This is a genomic window from Allorhizobium sp. Av2, assembly GCF_021462805.2.
Lineage (GTDB): Bacteria > Pseudomonadota > Alphaproteobacteria > Rhizobiales > Rhizobiaceae > Allorhizobium > Allorhizobium vitis_G.
On sequence record NZ_CP192697.1, the window covers coordinates 957,912 to 973,089 of the forward strand.

Sequence of the window (15,178 nt, forward strand, 5' to 3'; positions counted from 1 at the left end):
CGCCTGAGTTGTGAGCCTAAACTCTCCTTCATGAGTTTCAGCAGGGAGACGTTAGAGGCATGATGGCGGGCAGGCACCCATTCGATCCGGTGACCCAGGAAATCATCGAGGGCAAGTTGATTGCCACCGTTGATGAAATGGGCATCGTTATGGCCCGCACAAGCATGAGCCCGGTGATCTACGAAGTGCTGGATTTTGCCTGCGGTGTCTTGACGGCAAAGGGTGAGTTGATCGCCCAGATGAACGGCATCACGCTGTTTACCGGCACATTCGGCCGTCAGGTTAAAGCGTTGATCGACCGTTTCGGGACGGATATGGCCGATGGCGATATTCTGCTGACCAACGATCCCTATGCCGGGGGAACGCATGCTTGCGATTTCGCGATCGTCAAACCGATTTTCGTCGATGACGTGCTGCTCGCCTTTGCCATCAATGTCGCGCATTATCTCGATGTTGGCGGATCGGTTCCGGGCAGTCTTTCGCCTGCTGCGACTTCGGTTTACCAGGAAGGTCTGCGGTTGCCGGGCGTCAAGATCGTTCGCAACGACATGCTATCTTCTGATATTCTACACATCATCTCGGAAAATGTCCGGATGCCTGAGATCGCGCTTGGCGATCTGACGGCGCAGATCGCCACGGTGCGGGTCGCGGCCCGGCGGATGAACGAATTCACGGCCAAATACGGCGCTCCTACCTTGATCGCCGCTTTCGACCATATCCTCAATGTCAGCGAACGACAGAGCCGTCAGGCGATTGCCGCACTTCCGGATGGCGTTTACCGGGCCAGCGACATTATCGATGGCGATGGCGTCACAACCGATCCAATTGCCGTGCAAGTCGCGGTGACCATTGCCGGCGATCAAATCACCGCCGATTTCACCGGTTGTCCACCGGCCGTGGCGGGACCGATCAATTGTGCGCGTGGCGCGCTGGAATCAGCCGTCAGGACGATCCTGAAGGCACTTGTGGCACCGCAGTCGCCGTCCAATGAAGGCTGGTTCCGGCCTTTGAATGTGATCGCACCGTCGGGAACCGTGTTTACCGCCGAAAAACCCTCGCCGACCGGATGGTATTACGAAGGGTCTGTCCATGCATCGGAACTGGTCTGGAAGGCGCTGGCGGCGCTGGTGCCGGAGCGGTTTTCGGCTGGCTCCTATTCCAGCCTTTGTGTCGCCTATATCTCCGGAAACGACCGCAGTGGCCGACCCTTCATTCACATTGAGCCACAGCATGGCGGCTGGGGTGCCGGCGTCAATCGGGATGGTGCCAATGCGCTGATTTCCCTGACGGATGGCGATACCTACAATTATTCCGTCGAAGTGATCGAGGCGCGGTTTCCGTTGCTAGTGCGGCGCTATGGCCTGAATATCGAGGGCGGCTCCGGGGCCGGACGGATGCGTGGCGGTTTCGGGATCATCAGGGAATATGAAATCCTTGGCGACAAGGCGTCCGCCTATTGCAGCTTTGGCCGCACCCGCACCCTGCCATGGGGCATGGACGGCGGCCATGATGGTACGCCCAATAGCCTCCAGGTGCTTGCTGCATCAGGCGAAAACGCCTGCTATGGCCGCTCTGCCGATATTGCGCTGAAGACGGGCGATGTCGTGCGCATCGTCACCGGCGGCGGCGGCGGATGGGGCGATCCCGGCGATCGCGATCCGGCTTTGGTTGAAACAGATTTGAAGAATGGTTTTGTCAGCGCGGAGGCAGCGACCAGCCTCTATGGTTACCGTGGGAGGATTGAAGAATGATCCGATTGGCAACAGATGTAGGTGGAACCTTTACCGATCTTGTCGGCTATGATGAGGGCAGCGGCGAAATTTTCACCGCGAAAAGCCTGACGACGTCAGATAACCAGTCTGGCGGCGTACTCGATGCGATCGATGTCAGCGAGCGCAAGGATGGTTTGCGGGTCCGCGACATTACCTTCTTTGCCCATGGCGGCACCACGGTGATCAACGCGATTACCGAGCGCAAGGGCGCAAAGACCGCACTCATCACCACCGCCGGGTTCCGCGATGTGCTGGAAATCGGCCGTGGCAACCGGCCTGACCTTTACAATCTGCATTTCCATAGTCCCGAGCCTTTCGTGCCCCGCCATCTTCGCTTCGAGGTGCGGGAACGGGTCGATGCGTCCGGCAATGTGCTCCTGCCGATCGAATTGAACGACTTGCGCGAAATCATCCGCGTCTGCACAGCGGAGGATGTGGATGCGGTCGCCATCCTGTTCCTGCACAGCTACGCCAATCCCGAGCATGAGAAGGTCTGTGCCGATATTCTGGCCGATGCCTTGCCATTTGCCTCGATCTGCGCCAGCCACGAGGTTTCGCGGCAATGGCGGGAATATGAGCGCACCAATACGACCGTGCTGAATGCCTATGTGCAGCCGGCCATCCAGCAATATTTCGAAATGATGGAATTCGCGCTCGCCAAGCGCAACCTGACTTGTCCTTACTATGCCATGCAATCCAATGGTGGCATTTCCTCTTTCGATCAGGCTGTGCAACAGCCGCTGACATTGGTGGAATCTGGCCCAGCGGGCGGGGTCGCCGGGGCAGCTCGCATCGGCGTGGAGCTTGGAGAGAGCGAAATCCTGTCGCTGGATGTTGGCGGCACAACAGCCAAATGCTCGCTGATCCATGATGGGCGTCCGACGCTGAATACCGAATACCGGTTGGAACACACCCGCATCCAGCCTGGCTATCCCGTGCAGGTCCCGGTCGTCGATATCGTCGAAATCGGTTCTGGCGGCGGCTCTATCGCCTGGATCGATGCGCGCGGCAGCTTGCGAGTTGGCCCCGAAAGTGCCGGTTCTGCCCCTGGACCGGCCTGTTACGGGCGCGGCGGCACAAAGCCGACGCTGACTGATGCATTGCTGACGCTCGGCATTTTCGATCCCGCTACCTTTGCCGATGGCACGCTGCATCTGGATAAGGAAAAGGCGGCAAGCGCCATTGCAACCGTGGCCGGGCCGATGAATATGTCGATTGAGGATGCTGCCGGTGCGATCATGGACATTGCCCATGCCAGCATGATCAATGCCCTGAAACTGGTGACGGTTCAGCGCGGCCATGATCCTCGCGATGCTAATCTGGTGATCAGTGGTGGCGCCGGTCCGGCGCTGGCGAGCCATCTCGGGCGCGAATTGCGTGTGAAGGCAACGGTCGTGCCGCCGCATCCCGGGATTTTTTCCGCATGGGGCATGCTGGCTGCCGAACCCCGTGCCGACTTCCGCGAAACCTGGTTTCACCTGTTGGCCGACCGGGCATTGGAGGAGGCCGCTACCCGGTTCACATTGCTGGAGCGTCAGGCCATCGCCTATTTTTCGGCAGGCGCCGAGGCGCAGGTGGCATTCAATCACCAGATCGAAGCGCGCTATAAAGGTCAGGAACATGGTGTTTTTGCGCGGTTTGAGGCTGGCGACACCATTGAAACTTTCAGCCAAAGGTTTCATGATGTTCATGAACGCGCCTATGCTTTTCGCCTGCCCGCAGCCGAGATTGAACTGACGACGCTGCATCTCGAAGCCGTTTTGAAAGGGCAGGTCATTTCCCTGCCAAAACTGAAAAGGCAAGACATGACGATTGACGCGGCCAGGGTCGGCGACAGGAAGGTTTATTTCGGTCGATCCATGGGTTGGCAGACCTGTGCCGTTTACGAGCGAGCCCGGCTTCCTGTCGGTCAGCCTGTATTCGGTCCACTGCTGATCGAAGAGGCGACGGCAACGACGCTGGTGCTTGAGGGCCAGTCAGCCAGCCTGACCGAAACTGGTATTCTTGTCATTCACGAAACGGACATGCAGGCCGCATAGGATGGCCATATCCATCAGCATAGACGCTGTGACGCGCAGTCATGGTCCGGTGCGGGCGGTCGATGACCTGTCTCTGGAGATCAAGGCAGGGGAGTTCTTCACCCTGCTTGGGTCTTCCGGCAGTGGCAAAAGCTCGCTGTTGAAGCTGATTGGCGGATTTGACCAGCCGAATGCGGGCAGGATCCTGTTTGACGGTCAGGATATGGCAGCCGTGCCGGCTAATCGCCGCCCGGTTAATACCGTGTTTCAGGGGCTCGGTCTGTTTCCGCATATGTCGGTGGCGCGCAATATTGGTTATGGATTGAAGCTGCGCGGTCTTTCCGGCGCGGCCCTTGATGCAAAGGTCGGGGAGGCACTGGATCTGGTGGAACTGTCCGGATTTGGCGAGCGTGATGTCAATCTTCTGTCCGGCGGTCAGCGGCAGCGTGTGGCTCTGGCGCGTGCGCTGGTGATGGAGCCTGGCATATTGTTGCTGGACGAGCCTTTGACCGGTCTGGATGAGCGGCTTCGCCAGCAGATGCGTAATGAATTCGGCCGCTTGCACAAGCGCACCGGCGCCACGTTCATTCTCGTTACCCATAATCAGGACGAAGCGCTCAGCCTGTCCGACCGGATGGCAATCATGCATCAGGGCCGGATCGAACAGCTTGGTCGGCCCGACCAGTTTTTTCATGCGCCCGCCAATGCCTTCGTCGCCCGGTTCATCGGCATGGATAATCTGCTGCGGCCTGAGCGGCTGGAAGGATCTGGCGCGGACACTGTGGCAATCATTGCTGGACAATCCGTGCCGGTCACGGTCCCGGATGGCAATGTTAGCGCCAACCTGGTGGTGATCCGCTCCGACCGGCTGGTCATCGAGCCCGAGGTCCTGACTGCATCTGGCGATGGGGCATTGCGTCAATTGGTGCTGCGCGTGGTTGCGACCACTTTTCGCGGCTTGCATCGGGATGTCACGCTGGCGTTTGGCGACGGGCAGACTTTGACGGCGATCTGCGACGCGGATGCGCCGTCTTTGAGTGTCGGGCAGGATGTGGGCCTGTCGATAAAGCCGGGTGCCGCTCTTTTGACATCCGACAAGGAATTGCCGCTTGCGGTGTAAAGCCGCCGCCTGTGGCATGAGACGTGCATAAAATGGGGTCTCATCAGTGAGAACAAGGGAACAACAATGGCGACGAGTTTGAAAAATGGATTTTCGGTCAACCGAAGCAATATGCAGCGGCGCGACCTCTTGAAATTTGCCGGTGCCGGCGGGTTGGCGCTGGCTGCCGGTCATCTGGGCCTTGGCCGTTCGGCCTTTGCCGCAGAGGCGAAATCTGTGGCTTTCTGGGGCACGGCGACGCTGGATATCGGTGAAAAATGGGCGGAATTTGCCACCCAAAATGGTGTGAAGCCGGAATTTACCGACAATGGAAACGACCTTGGTCCTGTCATTGCCCGTCTGGCCGCGGGCAATGCCAATGATCTCTTCGACATCGGCGGTTTTCAGGGCGGCGCTGAAAAGGAACTGGCTCGTCAGGGCGCGATTATCCCTTGGGATGTCAGCAAGATCGCCAATTACGACAGTATCTGGCAGTGGGCGCGCGACATTCCCTACCTCAAGCACGAGGGCAAGCAATACGGCATTCCGACCGTGGTCAATGCCGACTCGATCATCTATCGCTCCGACAAGCTCGGCAAGGTCGATAGCTATGGCGTAATCTTCGACCCGAAGATGAAGGGCAAGGTCGCCATGGAGGATGCCTGGATCAACAGCGCGATCTTCGCTGCGATCTACCTCAAGGAAGGCGAGAACAAGCCGATCAAGGACCCGGGCAATCTGAGCGAATCCGAACTTGGTCTGGTGATGGAATTCCTGATCAAGCACAAGAAGGACGGACAGTTCCGCACCTTCTGGAATGGCTGGGAACAAGGCGTCCAGCTGGTTGCCAATGAAGAAGTCGATGCGATGACCGGCTGGGAGCCGATTGTCTATGAAGGCCGCAAGCGCGGACTTAAAGTCGATTATGCCGCCCCCGTCGAGGGTTATGAAGGCTGGGCCAATAATACGGTTCTGCTCAAGGGCGCTAGCGAACGTGGTGTGAGCGATGCCGCGCATCAATTCGTCAATGGCCTTTTGGGCGGTCTCTATGGCTGCGAGCTTGGCAAGGCGCGGGGCTATCTCGTCCCGACCGACAACAATGTTGTCTATGCCAAGGCACATCCTGACGAATACAAGCCGGAAGAGGTGCAGGCACGGGCCGACCACGTCAAAGCCAAGTTTGCCGGCAAAGTGTTCTGGCAGAACACCCGCCCGGACAATTTCCAGCTCTATGAAGAATGGTGGCAGAAACTCCGCAATGCTTAACAGTCTATCCAATAATCGCCGCTGGCCGTCTGCAAATAGCAATTTCTCCGCTTGAATGATGCACGCATTTCCTAACGAAAAACTGCTTCGCACTTTTCCTGGAATGCTTGTACTCACGTACCTTAAGTACGCTCCGTTCCGGTTCTCGAAATCACCATTTTCGCCAGGCCAGCAGCAATTCTTGAACAGACTGTAAGACCGTATCTGTGGTTTCCATGGGGCATAAACCCTAAAGTCAGCCTGTCGCCGTGTTTCGCCCGGCGACAGGCCTCTGATGATTTGACTGCGCCATGCGTTTTGTGAAATTCATGAAAAATGCCGCAATGCTTTAAATTTGCTGCATAATTACCCATGGAGCGTGCATGAAATCGACCGGACGACTGCCTGTCTTGCTGATGGCGCCGCCTGTTCTGGCGCTGGGGACGCTTGGACTTGCGCCGTTGCTGGTGGTGCTGGTGTGGAGCTTCTGGTCCTGGGACCCATTGACCTACTGGATCAAGCCGGATCTCAGCCTGGCGGGCTACGCCGCCATTCTCCAGGCCGGACGCTGGACGGTGATTGTTTCCACGCTTGCCAAGGCCTTTCTGACGGCGGGTATCTGTCTGGTGTTCGCTTATCCCGCCGCCTATGCGGTGCATTTCCTGGCGGGCCGCAGGCTGTCGGTGGTGCTCCTGGCTTTGATGACGATTCCGTTCTTCACCTCCTACCTGATCCGCTCGTTTTCCTGGCGGCTGGTGCTGGGGCGAACCGGCGTGATCAATGGTTGGCTGCAACATTTCGGCCTGACCAGCGCGCCGGTCGATTGGCTGCTGTTCAGCGATTTCGCTGTCATTGTCGGGCTGGTTGCTTCCTATCTGCCATTTGCCACCTTTCCTTTGCTGCTCGCCATGCGTCGGGTGGATGCGACCGTCCTTGCCGCCGCGCAGGATCTCGGTGCTGGTTTCTGGCGCATACTCGTCACCATTCTCCTGCCGCTCACCCGGTCCGGTCTGTTTGCTGGCTTCCTGTTCGTGTTCGTGATGGTTGCGGGCTCATCGACCGAAGTGCAGATGCTCGGCGGGGCAGGGGCCTCCATCGTCACTGTGATGATCAACGATGTGATGCGGGTGGCGAATTATCCGCTGGCCTTCGCCATTTCCACCATCGTCCTGATCGTGGTGTTCGGCATGGTGCTAATTGGAAACCGGCTGTTTGGGCTGGCGGCACTGTTTGGAGATCGCTCGGCATGATGAGGGCAGAGGGACGGGCAAACCAGATATTGATTTGGGCCATGACGATTTTCGGCCTGGTGGCAATCTATGCGCCGCCGCTTTATCTGCTGGGGGTCTCCTTCAATCCGTCGCTCCAGCCCGGGCTGCCAAACCTGTCGGACCTGACGGTGAAATGGTATGCCGCCCTTCCAGCGGAAACGGCGCTGATGGCGGCTCTTTGGCAATCGGCCAGCGTCGCCCTGTTGACGGCAACGGGCGCCACGCTGCTGTCGCTTATGGCGGCACTGGCCTATTTCGAATTGCGCAGGATCCGCGATCTATGGTTTCTTGCCGTGATCCTGCCGATGTTCGTGCCGGGTGTTATCCAAGGGCTGGCGCTGTCCACTGTGTTCAGCCGCAGCGGCATCAAGCCCTCGACCTGGACAATTACCGCCGGACACTTGCTTTGGGCCATGCCTTTTGCGTTTATCGTCATTCTCACCGGTTTTTCCGCCGTGCGGCCCGTGTTTCTGATGGCGGCAGCGGATCTGGGGGCCAGCCGCTGGCGGCAGTTTCGTGACATTACCCTGCCGCTGATCCGTCCGGGCCTGATCAGCGCCTTCATCTTTTCATTCCTGTTGTCGCTAAACGAGTTTACCCGCGCCTTCTATCTGGCCGGGCGGCAGAATACCCTTCCGGTCGTGTTGTTCGGCAAGATGAATGGTGGCGCGTCGCCGACGATCTATGCGATGTCCGGGGCGATTTTCATTGTCTCGGTGTTTTGCGTGGCTGTCATTGCCGCTTTTGCAGGTTCCAAAACCAAAGCCGGGTAATCCTCATCAAGGAGCGTATTGGCCGATCCAACGGGCCGCAGGCTCGATGCCGCCGAGTGGAAACAGATGCAGCTTACTGATATTGCTCTGCGGATTTTCAGCCTTGTAGGCGATCAATTGCCCAACCATATCCGTCGGCTCATAAGGCATCAGCAGTTTACGCAGGTCGAGCGCGCGTTTTTGCAGCACTTTCAAGGAGGGGCCGACGCCGCAGGAGATTGCATATTTGATCAGTGTCTGAAGCTTGGCGGGACCGGCAATGCCGACATGGATCGGCAATGCAATTCCGAGTGCGTCGATTCGCTCGGCCCAGTCGATGATCACTTTGGCGTCGAAGGCAAATTGGGTGACAATGGCCATTTGCGCATCCGTCCGGCTGGAGAAGTCCAGCTTCCAGCGCAGCGCCGCATCGATTTGCGTGGTGGAGCCATCGGCATCGATATCGCGATTGCCTTCCGGGTGGCCGGCAATATGCAGGCGGGTAAAGCCGAGCCTGTCAAACAACCCGGTTTCAATCAGCTCTATCGAACTGGAAAGCGTGCCGCGTGGCTTTGCAATGCCGCCAGCCAGCAGAAGTGCCTGGCGTACATCGGCTTCATCCCGGTATTGCTTCAACAGGTCTTCCAGTTGCGTGGCATCGGCTAGGCTTCGGGCCGGAATATGTGGCATGACCGGAAAGCCTTCTTCGTGAAGGCGCCTGGCGGTCGCAACCATGTCCTCGAAAGGCGTACCATCGACATGGGCGATGTAGATTCGGGTACCCGCTGGCAGCAGAGCCTGGAAACTGTCGATTTTCGCCGCTGTTCGCGGAGTGACCTCAATGGACCATGTGTCCAGAAGATTGCCCTGATCGGCAGAATATTCGCGATGATCCGTCAGAACCGCTTTGTCCATCATGGTCTTTCTCCGCAATGCTTCCGCCAGTCTTTAGCATCTCCATGGCGAAAATCCGCTCGAATTTGCGACAAGCTCAAGTCACTGATGCATTTGAGATATTCGTAATATCTTCATCCGGGAGGATATAAGCCCTTTTCGGCATGAAAAAGTAATGTCGTGTCATCAGGTTGAAGCATTTTTCCGGGAAAAGGCCGGAGCGACTTGCCTTCAAGGGCCAGATTTCTTAAACGACCCCTTCGAATTCATGGAAAGGCGTGGCCATCGTGCTTCAGACCCCGTTTTATCTCATCGACAAGAGCAAGCTTCTTTCCAATATGGAAAAGATTGCGCTTCTGCGCGAGACCTCCGGTGCCAAGGCTTTGCTGGCGTTGAAATGTTTTGCCACCTGGTCGGTCTTCGACCTGATGCGCGAGTATATGGATGGCACCACCTCGTCCTCGCTTTACGAGGTCCGACTTGGCCGCGAAAAATTCGGCGGTGAGACTCATGCCTATAGCGTTGCCTATGGCGATAATGAAATCGACGAGGTGATTTCCCACGCCGACAAGATCATCTTCAATTCGGTAGGCCAGTTGGAACGCTATGGTGACAAGGCCTCCGGCATTACCTGTGGCTTGAGGCTGAACCCGCAGGTCAGCTCCTCCAGCTTTGATCTGGCCGATCCGGCCCGGCCGTTTTCGCGGCTTGGGGAATGGGATGCCGCCAAGGTGGAAAAGGTCATGGACCGCATCAGCGGCTTCATGATCCATAACAATTGCGAAAACAAGGATTTCGCCCTGTTCGACAGCATGCTTGCTGACATCGAGGCGAAATTCGGCGCGCTTTTGCATCGTGCCGAATGGGTCAGCCTTGGCGGCGGCATTCACTTTACCGGCGAAGATTACCCGCTGGCGCAGTTTGCCGAGCGGCTGAAGCGGTTTTCGGGACATTATGGCGTCCAGGTCTATCTGGAGCCGGGTGAGGCCTCGATCACCAAATCGACGACGCTGGAAGTTTCGGTTCTGGACACGCTGTATAATGGCAAGAACCTCGCTATCGTCGATAGCTCAATTGAGGCTCATATGCTCGACCTGCTGATCTACCGCGAAACCGCCAAGCTGGAGCCGAATGCAGGCGACCACAGCTATATGATCTGCGGCAAATCGTGCCTGGCTGGCGATGTATTTGGCGAGTTTCGTTTCCCTGAAGCCTTGAAGGTCGGCGACCGGATTTCCATCCAGGATGCCGCAGGCTATACGATGGTCAAGAAGAACTGGTTTAACGGCGTGAAAATGCCGTCCATCGCCATCCGTGAACTGGATGGCAGCATCAGGACTGTCCGCGAGTTTTCCTATGCGGACTTTGAACAAAGCCTCTCCTGAGGCTTCTGACGATTGGACAAAAGGAGTTAGTCCGCATCATGAAGAAGAACGTGCTCATTATCGGCGCTGGCGGCGTCGCCCAGGTCGTTGCGCATAAATGCGCCCAGAACAACGACGTGCTGGGTGATATCCATATCGCCTCGCGCACCAAGGGCAAATGTGACGCCATCATCGCCTCCGTGCATGAGAAAAAGGCGATGAAACAGCCGGGCGTGCTGGAAGGCCATGCGCTTGACGCGCTGGATATCGACGCCACCAAGGCGCTGATCGAAAAGACCGGCTCGCAGATCGTTATCAATGTCGGCACCGCCTTCCTCAATATGTCGGTGCTGCGCGCCTGCATGGATACCGGCGTTGCCTATATCGACACGGCGATCCACGAAGAGCCGAACAAGATCTGTGAAACGCCGCCATGGTACGGAAACTACGAATGGAAGCGGGCCGCTGAGTGTGAAGAGAAGGGCATTACCGCCATTCTCGGCGCTGGGTTCGATCCCGGCGTGGTCAATGCCTATGCCCGCCTTGCCAAGGATGAATATCTCGACAAGGTCACGGATGTCGATATCGTCGATATCAATGCTGGCAGCCATGGCAAATATTTCGCCACCAATTTTGATCCAGAAATCAATTTCCGTGAGTTTACCGGCGTCGTCTATTCCTGGCAGAAGGGCGAATGGCAGGTCAACAAGATGTTCGAGATCGGCAAGGACTACGACCTGCCGGTGGTTGGCACGCGCCGCGCCTATCTCTGCGGTCATGACGAAGTGCATTCATTGGCCAAGAACATGGACGGCGCCGATGTGCGCTTCTGGATGGGCTTCGGCGATCACTATATCAATGTGTTTACCGTGCTGAAGAGCATTGGTCTCCTGTCCGAGCAGCCGGTCAAGCTGGCCGATGGCTCGGACGTCGTGCCGCTGAAAGTGGTCAAGGCTTGCCTGCCCGACCCGTCATCGCTGGCGCCCGACTATGAAGGCAAGACCTGCATTGGTGACTATATGAAGGGGCTGAAGGACGGCAAGGAAAAGACCGTCTTCATCTACAATGTCGCCGATCATAAGGAAGCCTATAACGAAGTCGGCTCCCAGGGCATTTCCTACACGGCTGGCGTTCCGCCCGTCGCGGCTGCCATGCTGGTGGCAACCGGCGAATGGGACGTGAAGAAAATGGCCAATGTCGAAGAATTGCCGCCACGGCCTTTCCTCAACATCCTCAACCATATCGGCCTGCCAACCCGCATCAAGGATGAAGACGGCGACCGCGCGCTGGATTTCGCCTGATTTTTTGAAACGGCATTGCCCGTCTCCACCCTTGGGTTGTTCCAAGGGTGGAGAAAATTAAACGTCGTTACGCGATAATCTTCAAGAGCAGGCTTCCCGCCGCCAGATAATCGCCTTCGCTGGCAACGAGACTGACGGTTCCGGCTGTTGTCGCCATGATCTGCGTTTCCATCTTCATCGCCTCCATGACAGCGAGAAGATCACCTGCCGCAACCCGATCTCCATCCTTCACCTTGAAAGACTGAACCGTGCCGGACACCGGGGCGGTGATCGCGCCTTTTTCCGGCGAGTTCCCGGCATCGCCTGTAGCTGCCTGTCCGGCATTGACCGACAAACTGCCAAGCCCGGCGAGAAGCTGGACCGGAATGCCGAGGGCATGGCGCTTGCCATCGATTTCTACATGGGTGCGGATCAGCGACGTGTCGGCGACCGGCTCCGGCCGTATGGCCGCTTCAGGCATGGCGGCGAAGTCGGTTTCGATCCAGCGGGTATGGACCTTGAAACCATCAGTGCCGATGAAATCGGCGGTTTCCATGGCTGCACGGTGGAAGGGCAGCACTGTCGCCACGCCTTCGATCTGAAATTCCTTCAGGGCGCGTCTTGCCCTTTGCAAGGCTTGCTCGCGGGTGGCACCGGTGACGATCAGCTTGGCCATCAGCGAATCATAGACGCCGGGAATGGTGGAGCCGGTATCGACGCCACTGTCGAGCCGCACGCCGGGGCCGGACGGGGCCGCAAACCGGGTGATCGTGCCCGGTGTCGGTAGAAACCCACGGCCCGGATCTTCGGCATTGATGCGAAACTCAATGGAATGGCCGCGTGGGACCGGTGTTTGCGTGATCGCCAACGGCAGGCCTTCTGCAATTCGGAACTGTTCGATGACGAGATCAATGCCAGTGGTTTCTTCCGTCACCGTATGCTCGACCTGTAGCCGGGTATTCACCTCGAGGAAGGAAATCGTGCCGTCAACGCCCAGCAGGAATTCCACCGTTCCTGCACCACTATAGCCCGCTGCCGCGCAGATCGCCTTGGCGGCATCGTGGATGGATTGGCGTTGAGCATCGGTGAGGAAGGGGGCAGGAGCCTCTTCCACCAGTTTCTGGTTTCGCCGCTGCAAAGAGCAATCGCGGGTGCCGAGCACCAGCACGGTGCCGTGCTTATCGGCAATCACCTGCGCTTCGATATGGCGGGGCCGGTCGAGGAAGCGTTCCAGAAAGCATTCGCCCCGGCCAAAAGCCACGGTCGCTTCGCGCACAGCCGATGCGTAAAGCTCCGGGATTTCTTCCATTTTCCAGGCGACTTTCAATCCACGTCCACCGCCGCCATGGGCCGCCTTGATGGCGACCGGCAGGCCGTGGCGCATGGCAAAGGCAATGACCTCCTCGGCGGTGTCCACCGGCCCGTCGCTGCCTGCCACCAGTGGCGCGCCGACGCTGGTGGCAATCCGCCGTGCCTCGACCTTGTCGCCCAGCGCTTCGATAACCTGCGGATCGGGGCCGATCCAGGTCAGACCGGCATCAATCACCGCGCGCGCAAATTCGGCGCGCTCCGACAGAAAACCATAGCCGGGATGGACGGCGTCTGCCCCGGATCGTTTGGCAATATCGATCAGCTTGGCGATATCGAGATAGGTCTCTGACGGCTTGGCGCCGGACAGCCCATAGGCCTCATCGGCAAGCTGCACGAACAATGCGTCAATATCCGGATCGGCATAGACCGCGACCGATTGCAGCCCGTAATCGCGACAGGCGCGGATGATGCGAACGGCGATTTCGCCCCGGTTGGCGATCAGTACTTTCTTCATCGGTGTCTCCTCTTTTATCGTTATGCGTTCGCGGCAGGGCCAAGGACAGGGGTGGGGGCAGGGGCGATGTCTGCGAAAGGGGCAATGGGCCGAAAGCGGATGCGGGCGTTGATCGGGATCTGTCCCGCAAGATCCAGATGATATTCGGCAACCGTGCCGATGACAGGATAGCCGCCGGTCAGCGGATGGTCGGCGAGAAACAGCACCGGCTGGCCGCTATGGGGAACCTGAATGGCACCGGTGGCGGTGCCTTCGCTCGGCAGTTCGGCGCTATCGATCCGTTCCAGCGGCATGTCGCCCGCTAGCCGGATGCCGACGCGGCTGGATTGCGGCGTCACCTGCCAAAGCTGGTCCGTCAGCGTCGCCAGACCCCTTTCGGTAAACCAGTCGGTGCGCGGGCCAAGCACGACGTCCAGCGTGACGATATCGCCTGCGCTCGGCAGGTTCTGCGGTGGAGATTCATGCAGGGAAACGGAGGTGAGACCCTCGCTGCTGCCCTTCAGCGTCAAAACAGTGCCTGCCGTCACCGCTTCAGGGCCGACGACGGCCAGCGTATCCGTGGCATAGCTGCCCAGCACTGGCTGGACCGCAAAGCCACCCCGCACGGCAAGATAGCTGCGCATGCCCTGTGGAGGTTGGCCAAGGCTGACGGTGTCGCCGGGTTCCAGCGCAATCGGCTGATAGGTTTCAGCCTGAGTGACTCGGCCAGAGGCATCCCGAATGGTGACCGGGCAGGGCGCACCGGTCAGCGCAATGACCGCGCGTCTATCGCTTTCAAAAGAAAAGCCACCAAGCGTGATTTCCAGACACGGAACGCCTGCCGGATTGCCCACCACGCGATTGGCAGCCTTCAAGGCCCCCTGGTCCAGAGCGCCCGAGGCGGAAACGCCCTGGCCTGTCTGGCCAAGACGGCCAAGGTCCTGGAATACCGCAGGCATGGGGGCGGCAAGCACGGTAAAATGCGCCGCGCCATTCGTCTCGGAAAACCCATCAGCCGGATTGCTAGGGGCTGCATCGCTTGCAGGAATAACAACCGGATAGACCGCTTTCGCCATATCGGTGAAGCGCACCTGATAGCCGGGCTGAAACAGTGCTGGCGGATCGCGGCTGAGATCCCACATTTTCACCGGTGTGACGCCGATGATTTGCCAGCCTCCGGGGCTGGCCTGCGGATAGACCCCGCTGAAGGCGCCTGCCAGCGCCACAGCGCCAGCGGGAATGCGGGTGCGCGGGCTTTTGCGGCGCGGCACGTGCAAGGCAGGGTCGCCACCGACGAGATAGCCGAAGCCCGGCGCAAAGCCACAAAATGCAACGGTAAACGTGCTTTCCGTATGGCGTCGAATAACCTCTTCCACGGCAAGTCCGGTCAGTTCCGCCACGTCGGCCAGATCTTCGCCGTCATAGTCTACGGGTATTTCGACCAGATGATCGGATGGTGCCAGTTTGGCCGACAGGTCGTGGGTGCTGACCTCAGCCGCCAGGGCTTCCGCACAGATGGTCTGTGGGCGAAACCGGATCATCAAGGTGCGGGCGGCGGGCACCATTTCATCGATGCCGGCGACGGGGTTTGCCTGAAGCGAGGCAAACAGAGCCAGGGTTTCATCGAGATCGGCAAGCTCGACCAGCATCGTCGTCAGGCTGACGGGGAGAAAGCGCAT

11 protein-coding genes are annotated in these 15,178 nt (G+C 58.5%); 8 read left to right on the plus strand and 3 right to left on the minus strand.

Features of this window, described 5'->3' with window-relative positions:
- The first annotated feature begins 59 nt into the window (after window positions 1-59).
- The 6 genes from FS819_RS22050 (at window position 60) to FS819_RS22075 (ending at window position 8,178) form a co-directional block, all read left to right on the plus strand.
- Window positions 60-1,751: a hydantoinase B/oxoprolinase family protein gene (locus tag FS819_RS22050; protein ID WP_156550308.1), complete on the plus strand. Its 1,692-nt coding sequence runs from the start codon at window positions 60-62 to the stop codon at window positions 1,749-1,751.
- Entirely contained in the window at window positions 1,748-3,811 is a 2,064-nt protein-coding gene (locus FS819_RS22055; protein WP_156550307.1) for a hydantoinase/oxoprolinase family protein, read from the plus strand. The genes FS819_RS22050 and FS819_RS22055 overlap by 4 nt, the downstream gene beginning before the upstream one ends.
- A gap of 1 nt (window position 3,812) precedes the next feature.
- Window positions 3,813-4,910, plus strand: a complete 1,098-nt coding sequence (locus FS819_RS22060; RefSeq protein WP_156550306.1) for an ABC transporter ATP-binding protein — start codon at window positions 3,813-3,815, stop codon at window positions 4,908-4,910.
- A 66-nt stretch (window positions 4,911-4,976) separates the two neighbouring features.
- Window positions 4,977-6,155: an ABC transporter substrate-binding protein gene (locus tag FS819_RS22065; RefSeq protein ID WP_156550305.1), complete on the plus strand. Its 1,179-nt coding sequence runs from the start codon at window positions 4,977-4,979 to the stop codon at window positions 6,153-6,155.
- A gap of 362 nt (window positions 6,156-6,517) precedes the next feature.
- Window positions 6,518-7,384 carry an ABC transporter permease gene (locus FS819_RS22070; protein ID WP_156550304.1) on the plus strand — a complete coding sequence of 289 codons (867 nt, stop codon included), beginning with the start codon at window positions 6,518-6,520 and terminating at the stop codon, window positions 7,382-7,384.
- Complete coding sequence (locus FS819_RS22075) at window positions 7,381-8,178, plus strand: ABC transporter permease (RefSeq protein ID WP_156550303.1); 798 nt, start codon at window positions 7,381-7,383, stop codon at window positions 8,176-8,178. The genes FS819_RS22070 and FS819_RS22075 overlap by 4 nt, the downstream gene beginning before the upstream one ends.
- A gap of 6 nt (window positions 8,179-8,184) precedes the next feature.
- Here the strand turns inward: FS819_RS22075 and FS819_RS22080 are convergent, their stop codons facing one another.
- On the minus strand, window positions 8,185-9,075 hold the full coding sequence (locus tag FS819_RS22080) for a methylenetetrahydrofolate reductase (RefSeq protein WP_156550302.1): 891 nt from the start codon (window positions 9,073-9,075) through the stop codon (window positions 8,185-8,187).
- A gap of 263 nt (window positions 9,076-9,338) precedes the next feature.
- On the opposite strand from FS819_RS22080, the gene nspC reads away from it, so the two are divergent.
- Window positions 9,339-10,436, plus strand: coding sequence for a carboxynorspermidine decarboxylase (nspC, locus tag FS819_RS22085; protein WP_234624835.1), 1,098 nt, complete (start codon window positions 9,339-9,341; stop codon window positions 10,434-10,436).
- Between the two features lie 38 nt (window positions 10,437-10,474).
- On the plus strand, window positions 10,475-11,716 hold the full coding sequence (locus tag FS819_RS22090; protein WP_156550301.1) for a saccharopine dehydrogenase family protein: 1,242 nt from the start codon (window positions 10,475-10,477) through the stop codon (window positions 11,714-11,716).
- A gap of 67 nt (window positions 11,717-11,783) precedes the next feature.
- Here the strand turns inward: FS819_RS22090 and FS819_RS22095 are convergent, their stop codons facing one another.
- Entirely contained in the window at window positions 11,784-13,520 is a 1,737-nt protein-coding gene (locus tag FS819_RS22095) for an acetyl/propionyl/methylcrotonyl-CoA carboxylase subunit alpha (RefSeq protein WP_156550300.1), read from the minus strand.
- A 20-nt stretch (window positions 13,521-13,540) separates the two neighbouring features.
- The gene (locus FS819_RS22100; RefSeq protein WP_156550299.1) at window positions 13,541-15,178 is read right to left on the minus strand and encodes a 5-oxoprolinase subunit B/C family protein; all 1,638 of its coding nucleotides are present in this window, start codon (window positions 15,176-15,178) and stop codon (window positions 13,541-13,543) included.

What these genes read in the sequence shown, in the direction of transcription:
- FS819_RS22080 (WP_156550302.1), bottom strand. Translation starts at nt 9,075, where the DNA reads ATGATGGACAAAGCGGTTCTGACGGATCATCGCGAATATTCTGCCGAT.
- FS819_RS22060 (WP_156550306.1), top strand. Translation starts at nt 3,813, where the DNA reads ATGGCCATATCCATCAGCATAGACGCTGTGACGCGCAGTCATGGTCCG.
- FS819_RS22055 (WP_156550307.1), top strand. Translation starts at nt 1,748, where the DNA reads ATGATCCGATTGGCAACAGATGTAGGTGGAACCTTTACCGATCTTGTC.
- FS819_RS22095 (WP_156550300.1), bottom strand. Translation starts at nt 13,520, where the DNA reads ATGAAGAAAGTACTGATCGCCAACCGGGGCGAAATCGCCGTTCGCATC.
- FS819_RS22070 (WP_156550304.1), top strand. Translation starts at nt 6,518, where the DNA reads ATGAAATCGACCGGACGACTGCCTGTCTTGCTGATGGCGCCGCCTGTT.
- FS819_RS22090 (WP_156550301.1), top strand. Translation starts at nt 10,475, where the DNA reads ATGAAGAAGAACGTGCTCATTATCGGCGCTGGCGGCGTCGCCCAGGTC.
- FS819_RS22075 (WP_156550303.1), top strand. Translation starts at nt 7,381, where the DNA reads ATGATGAGGGCAGAGGGACGGGCAAACCAGATATTGATTTGGGCCATG.
- FS819_RS22050 (WP_156550308.1), top strand. Translation starts at nt 60, where the DNA reads ATGATGGCGGGCAGGCACCCATTCGATCCGGTGACCCAGGAAATCATC.
- FS819_RS22065 (WP_156550305.1), top strand. Translation starts at nt 4,977, where the DNA reads ATGGCGACGAGTTTGAAAAATGGATTTTCGGTCAACCGAAGCAATATG.
- FS819_RS22100 (WP_156550299.1), bottom strand. Translation starts at nt 15,178, where the DNA reads ATGCGCTTTCTCCCCGTCAGCCTGACGACGATGCTGGTCGAGCTTGCC.